The sequence below is a fragment of the Spongiactinospora rosea genome, assembly GCF_003315795.1.
GTDB classification, from domain to species: Bacteria; Actinomycetota; Actinomycetes; order Streptosporangiales; family Streptosporangiaceae; genus Spongiactinospora; species Spongiactinospora rosea.
The window spans coordinates 39296-62145 of sequence record NZ_QMEY01000006.1 but is presented as its reverse complement, the minus strand read 5'-3'; the positions used below and the strand labels follow the sequence as shown (position 1 = coordinate 62145).

The following is a 22850-nucleotide window of genomic DNA, read 5'->3' as shown; positions in this document are numbered from 1 at the left end:
GCGCCGCCTGGGATATTCCGGCCGCCTGTCCGGTACGGCGCGGCGAGCAGTCACTTGAGGCATACCGGGTGGATCGTCGGCCCGCGGAGACTGGTGATCGGCTCGTTGGCCGGTGGAAGGTCGTGCGGGGACGGTCATGGTGGCAGGGAAGGCGGCGTTGCCGTGGGGCCGTCCGGCCGCCCGTTCGGCCGCGGTGGACCCGGGGTGGGCCCGGGGTGGGCCCGGAGCTGATGCGTCTGGCCTCGGCGGTGCGCGCCGTTTTGGGCGGCGCGGCGTCCCTGGCGGTTTCGGCGGCGCTGGGGTGGCCGGGTACGGCGTTGCTCGCCGGTGGGTTCACCGCGATGGCGGCGTCGCCGGCGGTCAGGGATCTGCACCGGCGCGACCGGCTCATCACGCTGGGGCCGGGGGTTGTGGTGTTCTCGGCGGCTGTGGCCGCCGGGGCGGTCGCGGCGGGGGTCGTGTTCCTGGTGGTGATCTGTCTGGCGGGTTCGTGTGCGCAGGTACGGTGCCAAGGGGGCAGGGGGTGGGCGTCTTAGGCTTCATGGGCTTCTTTCTGGCGCAGTTCGTCGGCGCGGGGGCGGCCGTGCTCGTGGCGTTCGGTGTGGTGGCGGTCGTTTGGCGCTTGCCGGGGTTCTTGACGTCCTCTCGTGTTCTCGCCCGGCTGCGGCGTGCCTTCGATGTGCGGCGATGTGCGGCTGGGTGGGGTGCTGCGGGGCACGGACGCGCTGGTGATCGCCGGGCGGGACGCGGGCATGGTGAGGTCGTTGGAGCGGCGTTTGGGCGGGCTCCACGCGGTCGTGCTGCTGATCGGGGACTTTCTCGCCGAGCGCGCGGGCGATGAGGCGGGCGACGGCCGGGTTCTGAGGTACGTGTGGCGGGTGGAGGTGGCCGCCCGGCGGCTGGGTGTGCTCGCGGTCCGCGCGGCCTGTGCCCCGTCGGCCGGCGGAGGGGAACCGGTCGTGCGGCGGCGGCTTGCGGCGCGGGTCCCCATCTTGGGCGAGGGGCTCGCTTCCCGGCCGGTGGAGCGGGCAGGCGGGGACGGCCCGGCGATGGGGGCCGGGTGTGCCGGCCGTGTTGCGGGATTGCCTGGGCGGGATCGGTGAACTGGCCGCGGCCGTGCGTCTTCCCGCTGTGGGCGCCGCTCCCCCACCGCCCGCCTCGGCGCCTGCCCTGGCGGTATCGCGATCAGGTGAGCGCGGCGTGCGCGTTGTCCGTTGTGGGTGGCCATCTGGTCTCCCCCGGTCAGGTGGTGTTCATCGACACCGAGAGCGCCGGTGAGGTTGTGCTGCAGGGTGTGCGCCGGTTCGCGGGCACGGTCGCCGGCGCGGTGCTCGGTTATGGCCTTGCCGTGTCGGCCGGGTCGTTGCCGCTGGTGGTGGTGTTGCTGCTGGTGTGCATGTTCGGGATGTTCTACACCCCGCCCGGCGCGTAGCTGAGCATGCTGCCGTCGTTGTTGGAGGCGTGCTCGTCGTGCGCGTGCAGGAGACGGCGCTGGGGGTGGTGTGCGGCGTCGTGGCCGCGGTGGTCGTGTCGCCTGTTGACGGTACGCCGGGCGGGTGATGAGGGGCTGGTGCAGGTCGTGGCGGCCCTGGGGCGTCTCCTGCAGGCGACGGTGGGGGCCCGGGTAGCGAGGCGGTGCGGTCCGTGATCTCGATCAGGCGCTGGAGCCCTTCCGTGGGGCCTGTCTGCCGCTGATCCATCCGTTGAATCCGCGGCGGGGGCGTCGTGATCGCGTTCGCCATCTGCCGGAGGTGCTGGAGGCCGGTGCCCATCACGCGCGGAGCGCGGCGGTGGTGGCCGGGCGGCTGCCGCTGGGCGTCGAGGCCGGGTGTGCGGCCCGGGTGGCGGGCGGCGGCAGGGTGAGGTGCCTGATCGGTCTGGCGCATCGCCGGGCGGTCGCGGGGCCGGGTTCGGTGCGGCCGGAGGTGGGCGGTGCGTTGTTCCTGCTCGCCGGGGAGCGGCGGGCGGTCGCGGACGGTCGTCGTCGTCGCGGCGGCGTCTGCTGTTGCGCATCGGGCGTCTGGGTGCGGCGTTGGTGGCGCTGGGCCGGGCTTTGGGAGCAGTCAGGTGACTCATACCGCGCGGTGCCCGGGGCGGAGCACGATTGCCGGACGGGGTCGTCCGGGGAGTGAGGGCGGGTTCGTGGAACCGATCGAAGTGGAGGCGGCGGTGGACACCATCACGTTGGGCGATGTGACGCTGACCCGGGTCCGGGAGTATTTCGGTCCTGTTGACATGGCGCCGGAGGTGTTCTTCCCCGGTAGCCCGGCGGAGGCGTGGGAGGCGCATCGTTCCTGGCTGGTGCCGGATTTCCTGGACGGCCGGACGCGGATCGTCAATTCGGCGATCCAGACGTGGGTGCTGCGCAGTGAGGGAAGGGTCATTCTGGTCGACACGGGCGTCGGCAATCACAAGGACCGCCCGTACGCGCCCGTGTGGAACCGGTTGAACACCGACTTCCTGGGCGATCTTGCCCGTGCGGGGGTCCGTCCCGAGGACGTCGACATCGTGATCAACACGCATCTGCACATCGACCATGTCGGCTGGAATACCTACCTTGAGGGCCGGAGTTGGGTGCCGACGTTCCCCAACGCCACCTATCTGATGTCCAGGGCGGACTTCGACTTCTGGAATCCCGCCAACGAGCACAAGCCCCTGCTGGGCCGCGGCAACCAGAACGTCTTCGAAGACAGCGTCGCCCCGGTGCGCGAGGCCGGTCAGGTCCTGTTGTGGGAGGAGGGGCATCGCATCGACGGCAGTCTGCGGCTGGATCTGGCGCCGGGGCACACGCCGGGTTCGTCGGTGCTGAGGCTGGAGTCGGGGTCGGAGCGGGCCGTGTTCGTCGGGGACCTGCTGCACAGTCCGGTCCAGATCCACGAGCCCGATTCCAATAGTTGTTTTTGTGAGGACCCGGCCGGGGCCCGCGCCACCCGCCGCAGGTTGCTGGGCTGGGCGGCCGATAACAACGCGCTGGTCGTTCCGGCGCATCTGGGCGGCCATGGTGCCGCTGAGGTCGTCCGGGAGGGGGACAAGTTCGCCGTCAAGGGCTGGGCGCCGTTCGCCCCGTACACCGAGCAGGTCTGAGTCCTTGCGGAGCGGAAAGGCATCTTTGTGAACGATCATCCTGGTCTCGTCGTGGTCACCGCGCAGGGGGCGGTGCGCGGTGTGCGTGATGGCGCCGCGCTCAGGTTCTTGAACATTCCTTACGCCGCTCCGCCGCGTGGCGTGGGGCGTTTCATGCCGCCGCGGCCGCATGTGCCGTGGGGTGGTGTGCGGGATGCGACGGTGGCGGGTCCCACTGCGCCGCAGTCCGAGCGCACCCTCGGCGGTATCGACATGTCTCCCTATTTCGGTGCGGGTTGGAGCCGCGGGGAGGATTACCTGACGGTGAACGTGTTCGCGCCGGCGGCCGGGGGCGATGGGCTGCCGGTCATGGTGTTCGTTCATGGCGGCGGGTTCGTCGCCGGTTCGACGCGCTCGGGGTTGTACGACGGTTCGGCGTTCGCCCGCGACGGCGTCGTCCTGGTCACCTTGAACTACCGGCTCGGCATCGCCGGGTTCCTGGACGTCCCCGGGGCGCCCGCCAACCGCGGCCTGCTGGACGTGATCGCCGCGCTGGGCTGGGTGCGGGAGAACATTGCGGCCTTCGGCGGCGACCCGGGCAATGTCACGCTTTTCGGGCAGTCGGCGGGGGCGACGATCGTCGGCGGTGTCCTCGCCGACCCCCGGGCCGCGGGCCTGTTCCGGCGGGTGATCGTGCAGAGCGGCAGCGGCCTGGGGGCGTTCAGCGCCGAGCAGGCGGCCCGTGTCACCGCGGCGGCGGCCGGGGCCTTGGGCGTCGAGCCGGATGTGGGCGCGTTCGCCGGTGTCTGCGACGAGCGTCTGGTGCGGGCCGCGTCCCTGCTTTCGGGCATCGATCTTCGGACCGGGACGCGCGGCGACCCGCTGATCGGGCTCAGCCCTTTCAGCCTGGTCCTGGAGGTGCAGCCCGCCGAAGCGGTCGCCGCCGGCCTGGGCGCCGATGTCGGCCTGCTCGCCGGCACCAATGCCGAGGAGGGCAACCTTTACCTGGTGCCGGTCGGCGGGTACGCCGCCTCGACCGCCGCCGACGTCGATGAGGCGGCGGCGCGTTCGCATCCGGATCCGGCGCGGCTTCTCGCCGCCTACCGCGGGTCGCGTCCGGAGGCGTCGCCCGCGGAGCTGCGTTCGGCGATCATGGGTGATGCCCTGTTCGGGGCGGGCACTTGGGCCCTGGCCGGGGCGCATGCCGCTCATCGCGGGCCGGGTACCTATGTTTATGAGTTCGCCTGGCGTTCTGAGGCCCTGGGCGGGGAGCTGGGCGCGGCCCATGCGGTCGAGCTGCCGTTCGTCTTCGATGTGGCGGATCGGCCCGGGTTGCACGGTCCCGGCGCGCTGCTGGGCCCCGGCGTGGCCCCGGCGGGCCTGGCGGCCCGTGTCCATGAGACCTGGATCCGGTTCGCCAGGACGGGCGATCCCGGCTGGGACCGCTACGACGGCGGGCGCAGGGCGACCATGCGCATCGACGCGGAGTGGACGCTGGTCGATGACCCCCGGGCGCGGGAGCGCCGGGTCTGGGGTTGATGGCGTCCCCACGAGTGGTGGAAATGCCGCCTGGCACCGCGTTCCGGCGGACCGCCGTTGACGGGCGCCGGGCACCGCCGTCGTGCGTCTCGCCGTTGCGGCGCCCGTGGGGGTGCGGCCGGGCGGTCACGATCCGGCGGACCACGGCCGTTCCTGCCGGTCCACCAGGTATGACCGTGATCACTGGACTTTTACACCACTGGGTGGGACGCCATCCTGGGGTTGAGGCCGCGCGGACGGGTCGTCTTCGCCGCTCCCCCGGGTTCGCCGGGGGTTTCGGGAAATGTCGGCGGCGGCGGGTAGGTTGGCGATCACGTCGTTCTGCTGTCGCCGGTTGGAAGGGATCGCCGAGATCATGCGGCCCGCTGCGTTGAACCGTGTGTCGGTCGCCGAGGCGGCCGATCGTTATGTGGAGCTGGTCCGGGCGCGGACGTTGACGGGCGGGTTGTCGCCGGCGACGGCGGAGGTCTATGCGCGGGATGTGGCGACGTTCGTCGGGCTGGCCGGTGCCGAGCGGGTGCTGGATGATCTTGATGGGGGCGATGTGGACGCGGTGTTGCTGGCGTTCGCGTGTAAGCCGGACGGGCGGCGCCCGGCCGCGGCGGCGGCGCGGCCTTCGGGTGGGGCGGTGCAGAGCGCGGCCTCCCAGGCGCGGTTTCGGCGTTCGGTCTCGGCGTTGTTCAAGCATGCGGTGCTGTCGGGGTGGGTTCAGGTGGATCCGATGGCGGCGGTGACGGTGTCGGCGCGTCAGCGGGGCGGGTTGCGGGCCGAGCGGCGGGCGTTGACGCGGGAGCAGGCGACGGGGTTGATCGGGGCGGCGCGGTCCTTGGGGGCGGGTGAGAACGCGGGGCGGGCGCGGCGGCGTGATCAGCGCATGGAGGTGCGGGATGCGCTGGTGGTGTTGCTGCTGGTCGCGGTGGGTCCGCGGGTGTCGGAGCTGGTGCGGGCCAATGTGGAGGATTTCTTCGTCAACGACGGGGTGCGCTATTGGCGGATCTTCGGTAAGGGGGGCCGGACGCGGGATGTGCCGTTGCCGGCGGATGTGGCGGCGGTGCTGGACGGATATGTGGGGGGTGAGCGGCGGCGGTGTGCCGGGGGCGGGCCGGGTGGTGAGGGCCCGGGCGGGGCGTTGTTGTTGTCGTGGCGGGGCAGGCGGCTGGCGCGGGGTGATGTGCAGGCGGTGATCGATCGGGTGCAGCAGGGGGTGGCGGCGGCGCATCGGCGTACGGTGACCCCGCACGGGTTGCGGCACACGACGGCGACGCATCTGCTGGCCGACGCGGTGGACATGGACGCGGTGCGGCGGGTGCTGGGGCACAGTGATCTGTCGACGCTGGGGCGTTACCGCGATGAGCTGCCCGGGGAACTGGAGGTGGCGATGCGGGCGCATCCGCTGCTGCGTGATCCGGGTGAGCGGTGAAGGCCGGGCGGTGATGGCGGGGTTACCGCTCCCCTGTTTCGGCGGCGCGGCGGCGGTCGCGTTTGCCGCGGGCGATCTCGGTGCCGAGGGCGTCGAGGTGGGGGGTCCAGAAGCGGCGGAAGGCGGCGAGCCAGGTGTCGGCTTCGCGCAGGCCGGCGGGGTCGACGGTGTAGAGGCGGCGGGTGCCTTCGGGGCGGACGGTGGCGAAGCCGTTGTCGCGCAGGACGCGCAGGTGCTGGGAGACGCCGGGCTGGGAGATGCCGAATTCGTGTTGGATGGCGGTGGTGATCTCCCCTGCGGGGAGTTCGCCGTCGGTGAGGAGTTCGAGGATGCGGCGGCGGACGGGGTCTCCCAGGACGTCGAAGGCGTGCACGCGACCATCGTGTCAGGTACCGCTTATATAAGTCAACGCTGATTTAGCTGTGGCCGGTGAGGGCGGCGACGGCGCGGTCGACGTCGTCTTCGGTGGTGTAGAGGTGGAAGGAGACGCGGATCCGCCCGGCGCGTACGGCGGCGCGCACTCCGGCCTCGGCCAGGCGCCGCAGCGCGGCGGGGCCTGCGGTGGCGGTGGCGATGGCCCCGCCGGTGGGGGCGAGGCCCAGGCCGGCGTGGAAGCGGGCGGACAGCGCGGTGTCGTGCTCGTGTACGGCGGCCACGCCGATGCGGCCGAGCAGTTGCAGGGTGACGGCGGCGCCGACCTGGCTGAACCACGCCGGGGACAGGTCGAAGGCGCGGGCGTCGGGGGCCAGGCGCAGCGGCGGCCCGTAGTAGGAGCCGCCGGGGTCTGATCCGGCGTACCAGTTGGCGGCGATGGGCCGCATGTGGTCGCGGGCGCGGGGCGACAGGTAGGTGTAGGTGGCGCCCCGGGGGGCCATCAGCCATTTGTAGGCGGCGCAGGTCAGCACGTCGAAGCGGGTGGCCTGGACGGGCAGCCAGCCGCACGCCTGGCTGGCGTCGGTGACGGTGAGGGCGTCGTGGTCGCGGGCGGCGGTGAGGACGTCGGCGATGGGGGCCCGGCGGCCGTCGGCGGATTGGACGAGGCTGAAGGCGACGACGCGGGTGCGGGCGGTGACGGCGTCGGCGAGGCGGTCCAGCGGGACGGTGCGCAGGCGGGCGCCGACCGCCCAGGGGAACAGGTTGGAGGTGAACTCCTCTTCGGGGGCGAGGACTTCGGCGTCTGCGGGCAGGGCGGCGGCCAGCGCCGACAGGGCCTGGGAAACGGTGGCGCCGACGGCGATGTCGGCGGCGGGGGCGGCGACGAGGCGGGCGAAGGCGTCGCGGGCGCGGCCGGTGGCGGCGTCCCAGGCGGTCCAGTCGGTGTCGCCGCGCTGCCACTGGCCGATGACGCGGTGCAGTTCGGCCACGGCGGTGCGCGGCGGCAGGCCGTAGCTGGCGGTGTTGAGCCAGCCGGGCCGGGGGTCCCACAGGGCGCGGGCGGCGTGCAGGGGCAGCGCGGGGTCGGTCATCGGCGGGTGCTGGTGCTGGGGCAGGGCGGGCGCATCGGGACCTCCCCGGGGCGGTGATCGGTTCTTCCACGGTATCGGCCGCCGCTTCGGCGTCATCGGCGGGGAGGCGCGCGGGAGTCGGCGAATCGCTTGCAACCGTCCTCGAATACGTGTTCCACTTGACCTCATGGGTTGGGACGCGCTTTCGCTCATCGACCCCGGCGCCGCCCCGGCGGGTCCGCGGATGCCGCGCGGCGCGGTCGTGCGGCCCGGCCCGCAGGGCACGCGGCTTGCCGAGGTGCAGGCCCGCGCGGCGCTGGAGCGGCTGGGTGATGAGGCCGAGCCGGTGGAGCGGTGGGGGGTGAGCCCCTACCGGGGGTGTGCGGCGGCGTGCCGCTACTGCTCGGGGCGGGGCGCGCATCGCAGGCTGGGGCTGGACTCCGGGGAGGGGTTCGCCACGCAGATCGTGGTGCGGCCCAATGTGGTGGGCCGGCTGCGGGAGGAGCTGACCGCCCCCGGGTGGCGGGGCGAGCCGGTCGCGGTCGGGGTGGGCGGTGACTGCTACCAGCCGGCCGAGGAGCGGTACCGGCTGATGCCGGGGTTGCTGGCGGCCTTTCGCGATGCGGGCAACCCGTTCACGGTGTACACCAAGCGGGCCCTGGTGGCGCGGGACGCCGGCCTGCTGGCCGAGGCCGCCGCGGCGGCGGGCGGCCGGGTGGCGGTGTCGATCGCGTTCGTCGATGAGCAGGTACGGCGGGCGGTGGAGCCGGGCGCCCCCAGCGCGCAGCGGCGGCTGGAGCTGGTGTCGGACCTGGTCGCGCGGGGGGTGCCGTGCGCGGTGACGATGGCGCCGATCCTGCCGTGCCTGACCGACGGCGCCGACCAGTTGCAGGCGACGGTGCGGCGGATCGCGGCCAGCGGCGCCGGTGAGGTGCTGCCGCTGGTGTTGCGGCTGCCGCCGGGGGCGCGCGAGTGGTTCTTCGGGTGGCTGGGCGAGCGGCATCCGCGGCTGGTCGGGCGGTATGAGGAGCTGTACGGCGAGGGCGCCGACGCCGATCCGGCCTACCGGGGGCGCATCATCGGGCAGGTGGAGCGGCTGGCGGCGGCGTTCGGCCTGCGGACGGCGGGCCCGCTGGCGGGCTCGGCGGGGCCGCGGGCGCATCAGCTGGCGCTGGTGTAGGGCGCTCCCCCACTGGATCGGCGGGCGGGGCGGCGCGTAGGATCCGGCGATGGAGATTCGCCATGGCGGGCTGGGGGACGTGCCGGCGGTGCTGGCGATGTTCGACGGCGCGGTGGCCTGGCTCGCCGGGCAGGGCCGCACCGGGCAGTGGGGCACGGAGCCGTTCTCGCGGCAGGCGGCCCGGGTGGAGACGGTGAGCCGCTGGGCGTCGGGTGGCGGGATGCGCATTGCGGTGCTGGAGGGCCGCCCCGCCGGGTGCATGGCGCTGGGCGCCGCTCTGGGATACGTGCCGCCGGTGGCCGAGCCGGAGCTGTACGTGCAGGGGCTGGTGACCGGCCGCCGGTTCGCCGGGCGGGGGGTGGGCGCGGCGCTGCTGGAACACGCGGTGGCCGAGGCGGCGCGGGCCGGGATCGGGCTGGTGCGGGTCGACTGCTACGCCGGCGATGATGGGCGGCTGGTGCGCTACTACGAGGGGCGTGGGTTCACCCGCGCCGGGGCCTTCACCGTGGGGGCCTGGCCGGGGCAGGTGCTGCAGCGGCGGGTGGGGCCCCGCCCGTGAGCGGACCCCACCCGGGGCGGGTCACGACAGCGCGCTGCCCTTCTTCCACTGCTTGAACGGCATCTGCCAGTAGCCCCAGCCGTTGTTCCATTCCAGGTCGCGGTCGGTGCCCTTGACGATCACCACGTCGCCGCGCTGCATCGTGTCGTGGAACCATTTGGCCTGGTCGGGGCGGGCGTTGATGCAGCCGTGGCTGACGTTCTGGCGGCCCTGGGCCCAGACGTTGCCCTTGGCGTGGACGTACTCGCCGGAGTTGGAGATGCGCACCGCGTGGTTGATCAACTCGTCGTAGTATTCGGGGTCGCCCTTCTTGCGCCCCGGGGAGATCATCCGGACCGGGTTGGCCTTCTCCATGGTGAGGTGGACGCCGCTGGTGGTGGTGTACTCGCGCGTGTTGGCCCGGCCGGCGCTGATCAGCATCTTCTTGACGGTCTTGCCGTCGCGTTTGACGGTCATGGTCTTCTTGCGCGTGTCGACGGTGCTGATGACCTTGGCGCCGATCTTGATGGTCTTGGTCATGTCCTTGACGCCGTACATGTCGCGGGCGGCGCGGACGCCTTCCAGGTCGGCGGTGAAGGTGACCTTCTGGTGGGCGGGCCAGAGCTTGGCGGTGCGGTAGATGACCTGGGTGTCGGTGATCCACCGCCAGGCGCCCTCGACGGGCTTTTCGGCCTCGACCTGCAGGGCCTTCTCAACAGCCCGGCGGTCGCCGACGGGCTGGGTGAAGGTGACGATGATGGGCGCTCCGACGCCGACCTTCTCGCCTTGGAGGCTGGGGGTGACATCGGCGATGGCCAGTTCACGGGCGGGCTTGAGGGTGGTGAAGCTGCTGGTGTGCTCGGCGGGGCCGCCGGCGCCGGTGGCGGTGACGGTGACGGTGTAGGTGGTGGCGGGCTTGAGGGGGCCGCTGGAGACCCAGCGGCCCTTGGCCGCGTCGAATTCGCCTTGCACGGGCTCCTGGTCGCCCTTGGCGGTGACGGTGACCTGCTGCAGGGCGCCGTCGGCGGCGGCGATGACGACGCGCTTTTCCGGGCGGACCTTCTTGGCGGCGTCGGCGGGGGTCACCGTGATGGTGGGCGGCGAGGCGGCGGCGGCGGGTTTTTCGGCCGAGGCGGGGGCCGCGCCGGTGGTGGCGGTGCCACCGGAGCAGGAGGTGACCAAAAGGGCCGATGCCGCTACCGCCAGTCCTGTCAGCGGTCCCTTCCAGCGGCGGTCAAGGTTGTGCACTGCTATCTCCCCCAGTACGGCAAAGCTCGGTCAACCCTAGTTGAGGACGATCCAAGATCGGACATAGATACACTGATCACCACATACGTGGACACATCCCGTATCTATTCTCTCCCAAGTCGCGGTAAGTCCCGCATCAAGTGATCGATCCCCACGTAGTAGACGCATCAGGTGTCACGAATGTTGACTCGCATGCGGACGAATCTGGGCATACATGGGGCCCCGGGGCCGCTTCACAGAGCCGTCAAGGACGGGTCAAGAGGGCCGCGGCGGGCACGGCACGGCCGCCCCGATCAGCGGACCGGGATCAATACACCGGGACCGGGATCAGCAGGGCCGGGATCAGGGGGTCAGGCGGTGGGTCAGGCCGGTGTGGCGGCGCCCCGCGCCGCGGGTGCGGATCGCCTGCGCCAGCGCCCGGCGCGAGCCGACGATCACCACCAGGCGCTTGGCCCGGGTCACCGCCGTGTACAGCAGGTTGCGCTGCAGCATCATCCACGCCGAGGTCGACAGCGGCACCACCACGGCCGGGTACTCGCTGCCCTGGGAACGGTGGATGGACACCGCGTAGGCGTGGGCGAGCTCGTCGAGCTCGTCGAAGGCGTACTCGACCTGCTCGTCCTCATCGGTCAGCACGGTCAGGGACTGATCTTCCGGGCGGATGGCGCTGACCACGCCGACGGTGCCGTTGAACACCCCGGCCGCGCCCTTCTCGTAGTTGTTGCGCAGCTGGGTGACCTTGTCGCCGACGCGGAAGACGCGCCCGCCGTAGCGGCGTTCGGGCAGGCCCTCGCGCGCCGGGGTGATGGCCTCCTGCAGGGCGGCGTTCAGCGCCCCGGCGCCGGCCGCGCCGCGGTGCATGGGGGCCAGGACCTGCACGTCGCGCCGGGCGTCCAGGCCGAACTTGCGGGGGATGCGCCGGGCCACCACATCGACGGTCAGGGCGGCGATCTCCTCGGCGTCATCGCAGGGGAACAGGAAGAAGTCGGTCATCCCGGCCAGGGCGGGCGGCAGGCCGGAGTTGATGCGGTGGGCGTTGACGACCACGCCGGACTGCTGGGCCTGGCGGAAGATCTGGGTGAGGCGTACCCGGGGGATCTGCTCGGCGGCCAGCAGGTCGCGCAGGACCTCCCCGGCGCCGACGGAGGGCAGCTGGTCGACGTCCCCCACCAGCAGCAGGTGCGCGCCGGGCGGTACGGCTTTGAGGAGCTTGTTGGCCAGGAGCAGGTCCAGCATGGAGGCCTCATCGACCACGACCAGGTCGGCGTCCAGCGGGTTGTCGCGGTCGAAGGTGGCGTCCCCGCCGGGGCGCAGCTGCAGCAGGCGGTGCACGGTGGTGGCCTCGTGCCCGGTCAGCTCGGCCAGGCGCTTGGCGGCCCGCCCGGTCGGGGCGGCGAGGATGACCTTGGCCTTCTTGGCGCGGGCCAGGGTGACGATGGAACGCACCGTGAAGGACTTGCCGCAGCCGGGGCCGCCGGTCAGGACGGCGACCTTGGCGGTCAGCGCCAGCCGCACGGCCTGGGCCTGCTCTGTGGCCAGGTCGTGGCCGGTGCGTTCGCGCAGCCAGGCCAGCGCGCGGTCCCAGTCGACGTGGGCGAAGGCGGGCATCCGGTCGCCGCCGCCGCGCAGCAGGGCGCTGAGGGAGGAGGCCAGGGACACCTCGGCCCGGTGGAAGGGCACCAGGTACACCGCGGGGACCTCGCCCTGCTCGGTGGGGACGTCCTCGGCGATGACGCCCTCTTCGGCTGCCAGGTCGCCCAGGTGGGCGGCGACCTGGTCGGCGGGCACGCCGAGGATCTTGACGGCGTCGGAGACGAGGTTGGGGGCGGGCAGGTAGCAGTGGCCGTCGTCGGCGGCCTGGGACAGGGTGTGGCGAAGGCCGGCCTTGACGCGTTCGGGGCTGTCGTGCGGGATGCCGACGGCCTGGGCGATGGTGTCGGCGGTCTTGAAGCCGATCCCCCACACGTCGTCGGCCAGCCGGTAGGGCTCGGTGCGGACCACGTCGATGGAACGTTCGCCGTACTGCTTGAAGATGCGCACCGCGATGGAGGTGGACACCCCGACGCCCTGGAGGAACACCATCACCTCCTTGATGATCTTCTGTTCCTCCCAGGCGGCGGCGATCATCTTGGTGCGCTTGGGGCCCAGGCCGGGGACCTCGGCCAGGCGCGCGGGGTCTTTTTCGATGACGTCCAGGGTGTCGGTGCCGAAGTGGCCGACGATGCGTTCGGCCATCTTGGGGCCGATGCCCTTGATCAGGCCCGACCCGAGGTAGCGCTGGATGCCCTGGATGGTCGCCGGCAGCACCGTGTGGTAGGACCAGACCTCGAACTGCCTGCCGTAGCGGGGGTGGGAGGTCCAGCGGCCCCGCAGCCGCAGCGACTCCCCCACCTGGGCGCCGAGCAGCGGGCCGACGACGGTGAGCAGGTCATCGCCGCCGCGTTCGGTGGCCATGCGGGCGATGGTGTAGCCGGTCTCCTCGTTGGCGTAGGTGACGCGTTCCAGAACCCCGGTGATGGTGGTGCCGGGCGGGTCTCCGGCCGGGGCCTGGTGTGCCATGCCCGGTATTAAACCAGCCGCCGCCGACGGCGGCCGGGGCGCTTGAGGGGGGCGCTTCAGGGGCGGCGGGCGGCGATCCGGGCGATGAGGCCGGCCAGGTGGTCGATCTCGGTCTCGGTGTTGTAGTGGTGCGGTGAGGCGCGCAGGGCGGCGGGCACGGTGGGGGCGTCCAGGCGGTGGTGGGCGATGTCGGTGACGCTGAGGTTGACGGCGTGTTCGCGCAGCGCGCGTTTGACGTCGGCGGGGCGGTGGCCGCGCACGTCGAAGGTGACGATGCCGCAGCGGTGCTCGCCGCGGTCCAGGACGGTGACGTGGGGCAGGTCGGCCAGGCGGCGGCGAAGGCCGTCGGCCAGGCCGCGGATGTGGCGGCCGGTGGCGGCCAGGCCCACCGCGGTGGCGTAGCCGGCGGCGACGCCGAGGCCGATCTGCCCGGCGACGTTGCGTTCCCAGGTCTCGAAGCGGCGGGCATCGGGGCGGATGGTGTAGGCGCCGGGGGCGGTCCAGGTGGCCGAGTGCAGGTCCAGGAACGGCGGTTCCAGGCGGGCGGCCAGGTCGCGGCGCACGTACAGGAAGCCGGTGCCGCGCGGGCCGCGCAGGAACTTGCGGCCGGTGGCCGACAGCATGTCGCAGCCGATGTCGGCGACATCGACCGGGAACTGGCCGATCGACTGGCAGGCGTCCAGCAGGAAGGGGACGCCCGCCCGGCGGCACAGGGCGCCGATCCGCCGGGCGGGGTTGATGAGCCCGTTGTGGGTGGGGACGTGGTTGACGGCGACCAGAGCGACGCGGCCGCGGTCGAGTTCGGCGGCCAGGGCCTGCACCGACATCTGGCCGTGCTCGTCGTCGGGCACGGCCTGGACGTGGGCGCCGGTGCGGCGGGCGACCTGGGCGAAGGCGATGCCGTTGCTGGCGTATTCGCTGGTGGTGGTGAGGATGCGATCGCCGGCGGCGAAGGGGATGGAGTAGAAGGCCATGTCCCAGGCGCGGGTGGCGTTCTCGATGAAGGCGATCTCGTCGGGGGCGGCGCCGATGAGGGCGGCGATGGCCTCATAGGAGCCGGCGATGGCCTTTTCGGCGTGCTCGGCGGCCTCATAGCCGCCGATGCGGGCCTCCAGTCGCTGGTGGGCGATGACGGCGTCGGTGACCGGGCGCGGCGGCAGGGCGGCGCCGGCGTTGTTGAAGTGGGCGACGTGGGCGCAGCCGGGGGTGTCGGCGCGCAGGGCTTCGACGTCGATGCCTTCGCTCATGCCCTTCATGGTGCCCCAGCGGGGGCGGCGGGCGGCCCCGGACACTGTACATGCGGTTGCGGGCATATAACCGGGGCGGTATGTTTAGGGGGTGTCCGTACCTTTTGACGTACTCGCCGAACCGGCCCGGCGCCGCATCCTGGACCTGCTGCTGGAACGCCCGCGTTCGGTCGGGGAGCTGACCGAGCACCTGGCCCTCACCCAGCCCGGCACCTCCAAGCACCTGCGGGTGCTGCGCGAGGCGGGGCTGGTGACGGTCCGCCGCGAGGCGCAGCGGCGCTGGTATGAGCTGCGTCCCGAGCCGCTGGCCGCGCTCGACGCCTGGCTGGCCCCCTACCGCAGGCTGTGGGCCACGAGCCTGGACGCGCTGGAGGCCCACCTGGACTCCGGCCGCGATGAGATCGCCGATGAGATGACCGATGAGATGACCGATGAGATGACCGATGAGATGACCGGACAGGAGGATGTGACGTGAGCACGGAGCAGACCTTGCGCACCGAGGAGGGCCGCAGCGTCCTGCGCATGGAGCGCAGGCTCGCCCATCCGCCGCACACGGTGTGGCAGGCCCTGACCGACCCCGCCCGGCTCGCCCACTGGTTCCCGATGCAGGTGGAATGGGAGCTGCGGATCGGCGGCAAGGTGACCTTCACCGGCGCCGGCACCGGCGTGATCACCGAGCTGGACCCGCCGCGGGTGATCGCCTACACCTGGGAGGGGGAGAACCTGCGCTGGGAGGTGATCCCCGACGGCGGGCACAGCCTGCTGGTGCTCACCCACATCTTCGACGACCACTACGGCGCGGCCAGCTACGCCGCCGGGTGGCAGGCGTGCGTGAGCGGCATGGACGAACTGCTGCGCGGCGCGCCGATCACGCCGGCGGGACGGATGCTGGACGCCCACGAGACGCTGGTCGCGCGGCTGGGGCTGCAGGACGGGGTGGCCGCCGACTCCCCCGCCGGGTGGCGGGTGCGGTTCGAACGTCAGCTCACCCTGCCGGTCGGGCAGGTGTGGGCAATGCTGCTGGGAGGCGACGCGCCGCCCGTGCCCGGCGATGCGCCGCCGGCGGCGTTCATCACCGCCGCGGTGCCGGCCGCCGAGGTCACCAAGGTGTGGGACGACACCGACGGCACCGATGACAAGGGCGGCGCGGCGCCGCGCGCCGGGCTGGAGTACGCCTGGCGCTACGATGAGCGGCCCGCCGGGCGGGTCCGTTTCGAGCTGGCGCCCGGTACCGGCCACGGGGCGCGGCTGGTGCTGACCCAGGACGGCCCCGCCGATCTGCCCGACGCCCGGCAGGCGGCGCTGGCGGCCTGGCGCGACCACATCGCCGCGCTGGCCGCGCGGGTCCGCCGCGCGGCGGGCTGAACCCCCGGGGGGCGGGGGCGGTAGGTTGGGGCCGTTATGAGTGATCCGACCGCGCGGCCGACGCTGGAGCCGATGCCCGCCGACTGGCGCACGGCGCTGGCCATCGTCGCCCACCCCGATGACCTGGAGTACGGCACCGCCGCCGCCATCGCCTCCTGGACCGATGAGGGGCGCAGCGTGTCCTACCTGCTGGCCACCCGCGGCGAGGCGGGGATCGACACGATGGACCCGCGGCGGGCCGCGCCGGTGCGCGAGGGCGAGCAGCGGGCCGCCGCGGCCGTCGTCGGGGTGGAATCGGTGGAGTTCCTCGGGCTGGCCGATGGCACCATCGAGTACGGCCCGGCGCTGCGGCGAGAGCTGGCGCTGGCGATCCGCCGGCACCGCCCCGAGCTGGTGATCACCGTCAATCATCATGACACCTGGCCCGGCGGGCGGGTGTGGAACACCCCTGATCACCGGGCGGTGGGGCGGGCCGCGCTGGACGCCGCCGCCGACGCGGGCAACCGGTGGATCTTTCCCGAGCCGGGGCTCGCGCCGTGGGACGGTGTGCGGTGGGTGGCGGTGTCGGGCTCGCCGTATCCGACGCACGCGGTGGCGGCCGGGCCGGGGCTGGAACGGGCGATCGCCTCGCTGCTGGAGCACCGCTCCTACATCGCGGCGCTGACCGGCCGTGACCCGCGGGAGTACGCCCGGGAGCTGCTGGCCGGGGCCGCCGCGGCCGAGGGGGCGATGTTCGGCGGGGTGGCGGCGGTGGCGTTCGAGCTGTTCCCCCGCTGAGCCGCGCAGGGGCGGCGGGGGGTCAGCGGGCGGGTTGCCCGGCGGCCTCGGCGGCGGCGCGGGTGGCCTCGATGAACGACTTGTGCCGGGCCCCCCAGGCTCCCAGCGGGGCCAGTGCCTGGTTGAGGGAGCGGCCCAGCTCGGTGAGGGAGTATTCGACCTTGGGCGGGACCTGGTGGTAGACCTCGCGGTGGACGACCTCGTCGGCCTCCAGTTCGCGAAGCTGCTGGATCAGCATCTTCTCGCTGACGCCGGGGACCTGCCGTTTGAGTTCGCCGAAGCGGTGCGGGCCGCCGTCGGCGAGCGCCCACAGGATCAGTGCTTTCCATTTGCCGCCGACGACGTCGACGGCGGCGTCCAGCCCGCACAGGTACGGCTGTCTCGGCATGGCCCCATCCCCAAGGTAGTACCGGCTTTTCGGCGGGTACCCCGCGTGCGCGGGGTACTCCCCCAGCCTAGTGGGCGGGTGCCGCCGCCGGGCTCGGCCCGCTCGCCCCATGCGGTCTGGATGGGGCCGGCAGGCCCGGCCGATGCCCTGCGGTCGCCGGTCAGGGGCGGGTGCGTACCGGCAGGGCGGTCAGGCCGTGCATGAGCATGCCCGGCCGCCAGGTGAGCCGGTCGATGGGTACGGCCGGGCGCAGGCCGGGGAAGCGTTCCAGCAGGTGCCGGAAGGCGACCTCGCCTTCGACGCGGGCCAGCGGGGCGCCCAGGCAGTAGTGGACGCCGTGCCCGAAGGTCAGGTGCTGGGCGGGTTTCCTGGTGATGTCGAAGCGGCCGGCGTCCTCGTACCGTGCGGCGTCGCGGTTGGCCGACAGCAGGCAGACCACGATGAGCTGCCCCGCGGGGATGTCCACCCCGCCGATCGTCACCGGTTCGGTGGTGTAGCGGTAGGTGCCGGTGGCGACCGGGCCGTCGTAGCGGAGGAACTCCTCGATGGCGTCGGGCAGCAGCGCGGGGTCCGCGCGCAGGCGGGCCATCTGGGCGGGGTGGGCCAGCAGCGCGCGCATGCCGTTGCCGATCAGGTGGACGGTCGTCTCGTGCCCGGCGACCATGAGCACCCAGGAGGTGCTGATCAGCTCGACGTCGTCGATGCCGCCGTCCTCGTCGTGGACGGCGACCATGGCGCTGATCAGGTCATCGGCCGGGTCGGCCCGTTTGGCCGCGCACAGGTCGGTGAGGTAGGCCAGGGTTTCCTGGGCGGCCGCCACGACCTCGGCCGGGTCGTGGGCCGAGCCTTCGATGGCGGTGCCCGACAGGCGGATCAGCCGCGGCCAGTCGGCCTCGGGTACGCCGAGCAGTTCGCCGATCACCATCGCGGGCAGCGGGATCGCGTAATCCTCCAGCAGGTCGAACTCGGTTCCCAGCGGATCGAGGAGGCGCGCGCTGATCTGTTCGATGCGGGGGCGCAACGCGCGGATCCGGCCCGCGGTGAAGGCCTTGACGGCGATGCGGCGCAGCCGCGTGTGGTCGGGCGGGTCGGAGAAGAGCATGTTGTCCGGGACGACCGCCGCGGCGCCGCGGCTGTCGCCGCCTTCCAGCTCGTTGGCCTTGAACACCTCAAGGTTGCCCGCGAAGGCCTTGCTGATGCGGGGGTCGGTCATCGCGGCCTTGACGTCGTCGTAGCGGGTGACCAGCCAGATCTTGACGCCGTGGGCGGTGGCGGTCGGTGTGACCGGGCCCTGCTCTCTCAGCCGCGCGAAGACCTCGTGCGGGTCGCGCAGATAGTCCTGGTCGAAAACGGTGCTGTCGGTCATCGTTCTCCTCCGGGTCGGCGGCGGCCGTCACCTATCGAGATCGTGTTCGATCAAGACCTTGCTACGGCCGCGGCGGGCGGGAGGAGAGGTGCGGGGTCAGGGGCGCAGGGCGTCCAGGGCGATGTCCAGGGCCCGCATGGAGGCGGTGTGGTCGTCGGTGGCCTTACCGCGCAGGGCGCCCCCTTCGAAGGCGTCGATCAGGAAGGCGGCCAGGTCTGCGGCGCGGCGGGCGGAGGCGATCTGGCCGGCCTGCTGGGCCCCCTCGATCAGCGTGGCAAGCGCGCAGGTCCATCCGTCGAAGCCTTCCTGCACGGCCGAGCGCACCTCATCGCCGGAGGTCGGTGAGTCACTGGCCATGGTGACCAGCAGGCAGCCGTACCCGACGCCGGTGGCGCGGGTGCGCTCGGCCTGGATGGCGAAGTGGACGCGAATGCGTTCCAGCGCCGTGTGCTCGCGGGCGCCGGTGTCGCCGAGCATGCTGAAGTCGGTGGCGTCGCAGTAGCGGCGCACGATCTCGGCGGCGAGTTCCTGTTTGCTCTGGAAGTGGTTGTAGAAGGAGCCCTTGGGCACGCCCGCGGCGGTGGTGATGTCCTGCACGCTGGCGCCGTTGAAGCCCTTGCGGCGGAACACCGACTCGGCGTACTCGACCAGTTTTTCCTTCACACTCGGGCGCGGCATACCAGGCAATATGACCGGTCTCCTTAAAGATGTCAAACGGCCGCCGCGCTGGGGTCTGCGGGCGTCCGCGGCGGCTTGACTAATCCAAGACGACCGGTCATATTAGCCATCGGCGGGAGCCCTGGAGGCGCCGCCATCGCAGTACCCGGACCACCGAACCACTGGAGTTGACATGCCCGAATCCATCGCCCCGGCCCCCTCCGTCGCCGTCGCCTTCCACTCCGGCTACGGGCACACGGCGGTCCTCGCCGAGGCGGTCCGGCGCGGAGCGGCCGATGCCGGCGCGGACGTGCCCTTCGTCCCGGTGGACGCCATCACCGAGCGGCAGTGGCGGCAACTGGACGACGCCGACGCCATCATCTTCGGCTCCCCCACCTACATGGGCAGCGCGACCGCCGCCTTCCACGCCTTCGCCGAGGCCACCAGCCGCCGCTTCGCCGAAGGCCGCTGGGCCGACAAGCTGGCGGCCGGCTTCACCAACTCCGCGTCCAAGAACGGCGACAAGTTCAGCACCCTCGCCTTCCTCATCACCTTCGCCGCCCAGCACCGCATGCTGTGGGTCAGCCTCGGCCTCGCCCCCGGCTGGAACTCCACCACGAGCACCGAGAACGACCTCAACCGCCTCGGCTTCTGGACCGGCGCCGGGGCACAGACCCCGCTGGACGGCGGCGTCGACACCGTGCACGCCGCCGACATCGCCACCGCCGAACACCTCGGCGCCCGCGTCGCCCGCCAGGCCGCCGTCCTCGCGGCCGGCCGCCGCGCCGCCTACGTCACCACCTGAGAGGCGGCGAGGGGGCCGGGCCGGGACGTCAGGTATTTGAACGATCGTACTAGTTGTACTATGGTTCAAATATGCTTTCGCAAGGAGAAGACGTCACGACGCCGCAGCGGGCCGGGCTGCGGCAGTGGCTCGGCCTGGGACTGCTGGCGCTGCCCACCGCGCTGCTGGGGTTCGATGTCACGGTCTTGTACCTGGTCTCCCCCAGCATGGCCGCCGAGCTGAATCCCACGGCCACCGAAACCCTGTGGATCATGGACGCCTACGGCTTCTTCATCGCCGGGTTCCTCATCACCATGGGCACCCTGGGAGACCGGATCGGCAGGCGCCGCCTGCTGATGATCGGCGTCACCGCGTTCGCGGCCGTGTCCGTCCTGGCCGCGTTCGCGCCGAACTCCGCCACCCTGATCGCGGCCCGGGCGCTGCTCGGCGTCGCCGGCGCCACCCTCATGCCCTCGACCCTGTCCCTGATCGGCAACATGTTCACCGACGTACGGCAGCGGGCCGTGGCCATCGGCGTGTGGGCCACCATGTTCTCCCTGGGCATGGCCGCCGGACCCGTGGCCGGCGGCGCCCTGGTCGGCCGGTTCTGGTGGGGCGCGGCCTTCCTGATCGCGCTGCCGGTGGCCGCGCTCGTCCTGGCCTGTGCGCGGGCGCTGCTGCCCGAGTACGCCGCGCCCGGCCAGGGCCGCCTCGACCTCACCAGCGTCGCCCTGTCGCTGGCCGCCATCCTGCCGCTCGTCTACGCCGTCAAGCACCTGGCCGGCGGCGGCATCGACGCGCTGACGCCGCTGCTCGCACTGACCGCCGCCGCGGCGGGCACCGCCTTCGTGCGCAGGCAACTGCGGCTGGCCTCCCCGCTGCTGGACATGCGGCTGTTCACCGACCGCGGGTTCTCGGCCGCCCTGGCGGTCCTGCTGATCGGCCTCGTCGGCGTGGGCGGCACGATGTACCTGGTCACCCAGTTCCTGCAACTGGTCCAGGGGCTCTCACCGGCCCAGGCCGGGCTGTGGATGGGGCCGCCGGCGCTGGCGATGTTCGCCGCCGCCATCGGCGCGCCGATCGTGGCCAGGCACATCCGGCCGGGGACGGTCATGGCGGCGACGCTGGGCCTGTCCCTGATCGGTTACCTGCTGCTCGCCACGGCCGGCAGCGACGGCCGGGCGGGCGTCGTGGCCGGCTTCGCCTTCATCTACCTGGGGCTGGGGGCCATCGCGGCGCTGGGCACCGACATCGTCGTGGGGGCCGCGCCGGCGGAGAAGTCGGGGTCGGCGGCGGCGATGTCGGAGACCGTGCAGGAACTCGGCCTCGCCGCCGGGGTCGTCCTGCTGGGCAGCCTCACCACCGCCGTCTACCGGTCCCGGGCCCAGCCGCCGGAGCAGGCCGCCCCGGAGATCGCCCAGCGGGTCACCGGCAGCCTCGGCGAAGCCATGGCGCTGTCCGGGCGGATCCCCCCGGGCACCATCCGCGACGCGCAGGCGGCGTTCACCGCCGGCCTGAACGTCGCCGCCCTCGCCGCGGGGGCCGCGATTCTCGCCGTGAGCCTGTTGTGCCTGCTCACGCTCAGGCACATCCGGCCCATCGGGGAACCCCGGCCGTGATCGTCTAACCTGGTGGCAGGGAGGGAGCATGGGCGAGGAGCAGACCGCGGACGGGCGCAAGGCCAGGGGCCACAAGCGCCGCGCCGAGATCATCGAGGCCACCCTGGCGGTCCTGCGGCGCGACGGGACGGCCGGAGTGACCCACCGCACCGTCGCCAAGGAGGCCGGCATCACCGTCAGCCTGAGCACGTACTACTTCGCCACCCTCGATGACCTGCTCATCGGCGCCTTGACCAGCATCGCCGAGTCCTACACCGAGCGCATCCGGCACATCATCGAGGCGCGCGATGACAAACTGCGCGGCCTGGCCGAGCTGATCGCCGAATCCGCCGGCCCCGGACGCGACCGCGCCCTGGCCGAACGCGAACTTTCCACCCTGGCCGCCCGGCGGCCCGCGCTGCGCCCCGTCGCCCGGCGATGGCGTGACAACGTGGCCGAACTGGCCCGGCACTGCACCGACTCCCCCGAGGCCGTGACCGCGGTGGTGGCGACGTGCGACGGGCTGTGCGCGGCGATCCTGCTCGATGACGCACCGGCCGACCCCGATTACGTGCACGGCGTGCTGCTGCGGGCGGTGGGGGCCTCGCCGGTGACGCCCGCCGGAGGCGGCGGATAGGGGCCGCCGTCAGGCGGTCTCGCCCAGCTGTTCGGCCAGGCGCTCCAGCCCGCCCTTGATGAGCCGCCCGTAGCCGTCGTCGCCGAGGGCGCCGATCCCGTCCCGGGCCTGGCGGAGATGATCGCGGGCGCGGTCGAGATCGCCCAGTTTGCGGTAGCACTCGCCGAGGTTGAGGTGCAGCGACGGGTAGAGGCCGGCGGCGGAGAACGGCACCCCGGCCCGGGCCACGCGCTCATCGGTGATCAGGCCGGCGGCCTCCAGCGCCCGCAGGTCCCACACCAGCTCCTGATCCACCTCCTCCTGCACGTCGGCCATCGAGTGGGCCAGGACGCAGACGTGCAGCGGGTCGCCCTGCTCACCGCCGATGTCATCCCAGATCCGCGCGAACAGCTCGCGGGCCTCGGCGGGCCGGCCCTGCCCATGGTGCAGGTCCACCCCCTGGCCGATCCGGGCCATCGTCTCATCGGGGGTCATCGGCGGCTCCTTCGGCGTCACTGGCGATCATCACTGGCGATCATGGCCAGCCTAGCCGCCGGATCGGGCGTGCCGCTCCCGGCGGGGGGACCGGGCTTCCTGCTCGAACGCGGGTGAGCGTGAAGCCCGGGCACGCGGCGACGGCCGTGCCCCCCGGGGGGTGCCCTGCGGGGTCGCTCACTCGGTGGAACGGTCGATGACGTAGAGGGTCGCGCCGCCCGGCTCGGTGTAGGTGACCTGGAGGCCGCCGGGGATCTCCGTGGGCTCCTCGAGCACGGCGAGGGCCTCGGGGCGGGCGGCGTGGAAGGCCTTGACGTCATCGACGACGTACACCGGCCCGGCCGGGGCGGCGGGGTCGTGGGCGTCCAGCATGATCTGCACGTCGGAGCCCGGGACGGCCAGCCCGACGGTCATGTCGCCCTCGCGCCAGGTCTCGGTGAAGCCGAGGCCGTCGCGGTAGAGCGCGAGGGAGGCCCGCAGGTCAGAGGTGGGTACGAAGAGGAATTCGAGCTTCACGGGTGTCATCCTTCTGGTCGTAACTAGATTTACGGACAGCGTAACGGCA

The 22850-nt window shown here is 72.7% G+C and carries 25 protein-coding genes; 15 read left to right on the top strand and 10 right to left on the bottom strand.

The annotated features are described in order from the left end of the window. Window positions 1-215 precede the first annotated feature (215 nt). From DP939_RS16480 to DP939_RS16455, 7 genes are all read left to right on the top strand, one after another. The gene (locus DP939_RS16480; protein WP_113981595.1) at window positions 216-536 is read left to right on the top strand and encodes a hypothetical protein; all 321 of its coding nucleotides are present in this window, start codon (window positions 216-218) and stop codon (window positions 534-536) included. Between the two features lie 141 nt (window positions 537-677). Then, complete coding sequence (locus DP939_RS16475; protein ID WP_147268019.1) at window positions 678-1103, top strand: hypothetical protein; 426 nt, start codon at window positions 678-680, stop codon at window positions 1101-1103. A gap of 104 nt (window positions 1104-1207) precedes the next feature. Beyond that, window positions 1208-1432 carry an FUSC family protein gene (locus DP939_RS16470; RefSeq protein ID WP_147268018.1) on the top strand — a complete coding sequence of 75 codons (225 nt, stop codon included), beginning with the start codon at window positions 1208-1210 and terminating at the stop codon, window positions 1430-1432. A 319-nt stretch (window positions 1433-1751) separates the two neighbouring features. Beyond that, window positions 1752-2132 (top strand): hypothetical protein, encoded by a 381-nt coding sequence (locus DP939_RS45440; RefSeq protein WP_147268017.1) that lies wholly within the window; start codon window positions 1752-1754, stop codon window positions 2130-2132. Between the two features lie 10 nt (window positions 2133-2142). After that, window positions 2143-3084 carry an MBL fold metallo-hydrolase gene (locus DP939_RS16465; RefSeq protein ID WP_404828589.1) on the top strand — a complete coding sequence of 314 codons (942 nt, stop codon included), beginning with the start codon at window positions 2143-2145 and terminating at the stop codon, window positions 3082-3084. Between the two features lie 27 nt (window positions 3085-3111). After that, entirely contained in the window at window positions 3112-4602 is a 1491-nt protein-coding gene (locus DP939_RS16460; protein ID WP_113981592.1) for a carboxylesterase/lipase family protein, read from the top strand. A gap of 304 nt (window positions 4603-4906) precedes the next feature. Further along, a complete protein-coding gene (locus DP939_RS16455; RefSeq protein ID WP_225878289.1) occupies window positions 4907-6022 on the top strand; it encodes a tyrosine-type recombinase/integrase in 1116 nt (371 codons plus the stop codon). Between the two features lie 22 nt (window positions 6023-6044). On the opposite strand, the gene DP939_RS16450 is transcribed toward DP939_RS16455, so the two are convergent. Together DP939_RS16450 and DP939_RS16445 are read right to left on the bottom strand one after the other, a co-directional pair. Next, on the bottom strand, window positions 6045-6395 hold the full coding sequence (locus tag DP939_RS16450; RefSeq protein WP_113981591.1) for an ArsR/SmtB family transcription factor: 351 nt from the start codon (window positions 6393-6395) through the stop codon (window positions 6045-6047). Window positions 6396-6438: 43 nt separating this feature from the next. Further along, the gene (locus DP939_RS16445) at window positions 6439-7488 is read right to left on the bottom strand and encodes an aminotransferase class V-fold PLP-dependent enzyme (protein ID WP_225878288.1); all 1050 of its coding nucleotides are present in this window, start codon (window positions 7486-7488) and stop codon (window positions 6439-6441) included. Between the two features lie 166 nt (window positions 7489-7654). Between DP939_RS16445 and DP939_RS16440 the strand changes: the two genes are divergently transcribed. Next, complete coding sequence (locus tag DP939_RS16440; protein WP_113981590.1) at window positions 7655-8647, top strand: radical SAM protein; 993 nt, start codon at window positions 7655-7657, stop codon at window positions 8645-8647. 49 nt (window positions 8648-8696) lie between these two features. Next, entirely contained in the window at window positions 8697-9206 is a 510-nt protein-coding gene (locus DP939_RS16435; protein ID WP_113981589.1) for a GNAT family N-acetyltransferase, read from the top strand. A gap of 21 nt (window positions 9207-9227) precedes the next feature. Here DP939_RS16435 and DP939_RS16430 read toward each other — a convergent pair whose 3' ends face one another. The 3 genes from DP939_RS16430 to DP939_RS16420 form a co-directional block, all read right to left on the bottom strand. Beyond that, window positions 9228-10433 carry a L,D-transpeptidase gene (locus tag DP939_RS16430; RefSeq protein WP_113981588.1) on the bottom strand — a complete coding sequence of 402 codons (1206 nt, stop codon included), beginning with the start codon at window positions 10431-10433 and terminating at the stop codon, window positions 9228-9230. Window positions 10434-10775: 342 nt separating this feature from the next. Further along, the gene (recD2, locus tag DP939_RS16425) at window positions 10776-12992 is read right to left on the bottom strand and encodes an SF1B family DNA helicase RecD2 (RefSeq protein WP_113981587.1); all 2217 of its coding nucleotides are present in this window, start codon (window positions 12990-12992) and stop codon (window positions 10776-10778) included. Between the two features lie 56 nt (window positions 12993-13048). Further along, window positions 13049-14239: an aminotransferase class V-fold PLP-dependent enzyme gene (locus DP939_RS16420; protein ID WP_113981586.1), complete on the bottom strand. Its 1191-nt coding sequence runs from the start codon at window positions 14237-14239 to the stop codon at window positions 13049-13051. 91 nt (window positions 14240-14330) lie between these two features. Here DP939_RS16420 and DP939_RS16415 point away from each other — a divergent pair, with 91 nt between their 5' ends. Genes DP939_RS16415 through DP939_RS16405 form a run of 3 tightly spaced genes read left to right on the top strand, consistent with a single transcriptional unit; the run spans window position 14331 to window position 16381 of the window. Then, complete coding sequence (locus DP939_RS16415; protein ID WP_113981585.1) at window positions 14331-14714, top strand: ArsR/SmtB family transcription factor; 384 nt, start codon at window positions 14331-14333, stop codon at window positions 14712-14714. Then, window positions 14711-15604, top strand: a complete 894-nt coding sequence (locus DP939_RS16410; protein ID WP_199565205.1) for an SRPBCC family protein — start codon at window positions 14711-14713, stop codon at window positions 15602-15604. Before DP939_RS16415 ends, DP939_RS16410 begins: the two co-directional genes overlap by 4 nt. Before the next feature lie 36 nt (window positions 15605-15640). After that, complete coding sequence (locus DP939_RS16405; RefSeq protein ID WP_113981584.1) at window positions 15641-16381, top strand: PIG-L deacetylase family protein; 741 nt, start codon at window positions 15641-15643, stop codon at window positions 16379-16381. Between the two features lie 22 nt (window positions 16382-16403). Here DP939_RS16405 and DP939_RS16400 read toward each other — a convergent pair whose 3' ends face one another. The 3 genes from DP939_RS16400 to DP939_RS16390 form a co-directional block, all read right to left on the bottom strand. Beyond that, window positions 16404-16769, bottom strand: a complete 366-nt coding sequence (locus DP939_RS16400) for a winged helix-turn-helix transcriptional regulator (RefSeq protein WP_113981583.1) — start codon at window positions 16767-16769, stop codon at window positions 16404-16406. A 160-nt stretch (window positions 16770-16929) separates the two neighbouring features. Beyond that, window positions 16930-18135: a cytochrome P450 family protein gene (locus DP939_RS16395; protein WP_113981582.1), complete on the bottom strand. Its 1206-nt coding sequence runs from the start codon at window positions 18133-18135 to the stop codon at window positions 16930-16932. Window positions 18136-18231: 96 nt separating this feature from the next. Then, complete coding sequence (locus DP939_RS16390) at window positions 18232-18813, bottom strand: TetR/AcrR family transcriptional regulator (protein ID WP_113981581.1); 582 nt, start codon at window positions 18811-18813, stop codon at window positions 18232-18234. Between the two features lie 172 nt (window positions 18814-18985). Between DP939_RS16390 and DP939_RS16385 the strand changes: the two genes are divergently transcribed. The 3 genes from DP939_RS16385 (at window position 18986) to DP939_RS16375 (ending at window position 21811) form a co-directional block, all read left to right on the top strand. Next, complete coding sequence (locus tag DP939_RS16385; protein ID WP_113981580.1) at window positions 18986-19597, top strand: flavodoxin family protein; 612 nt, start codon at window positions 18986-18988, stop codon at window positions 19595-19597. 71 nt (window positions 19598-19668) lie between these two features. Then, window positions 19669-21195, top strand: coding sequence for an MFS transporter (locus tag DP939_RS16380; protein ID WP_113981579.1), 1527 nt, complete (start codon window positions 19669-19671; stop codon window positions 21193-21195). A 28-nt stretch (window positions 21196-21223) separates the two neighbouring features. Further along, a complete protein-coding gene (locus DP939_RS16375) occupies window positions 21224-21811 on the top strand; it encodes a TetR/AcrR family transcriptional regulator (RefSeq protein WP_113981578.1) in 588 nt (195 codons plus the stop codon). Window positions 21812-21820: 9 nt separating this feature from the next. Here the strand turns inward: DP939_RS16375 and DP939_RS16370 are convergent, their stop codons facing one another. Continuing rightward, entirely contained in the window at window positions 21821-22285 is a 465-nt protein-coding gene (locus DP939_RS16370) for a tetratricopeptide repeat protein (protein WP_113981853.1), read from the bottom strand. Between the two features lie 177 nt (window positions 22286-22462). Beyond that, window positions 22463-22801: a VOC family protein gene (locus tag DP939_RS16365; RefSeq protein WP_113981577.1), complete on the bottom strand. Its 339-nt coding sequence runs from the start codon at window positions 22799-22801 to the stop codon at window positions 22463-22465. Between the last annotated feature and the right edge of the window lie 49 nt (window positions 22802-22850).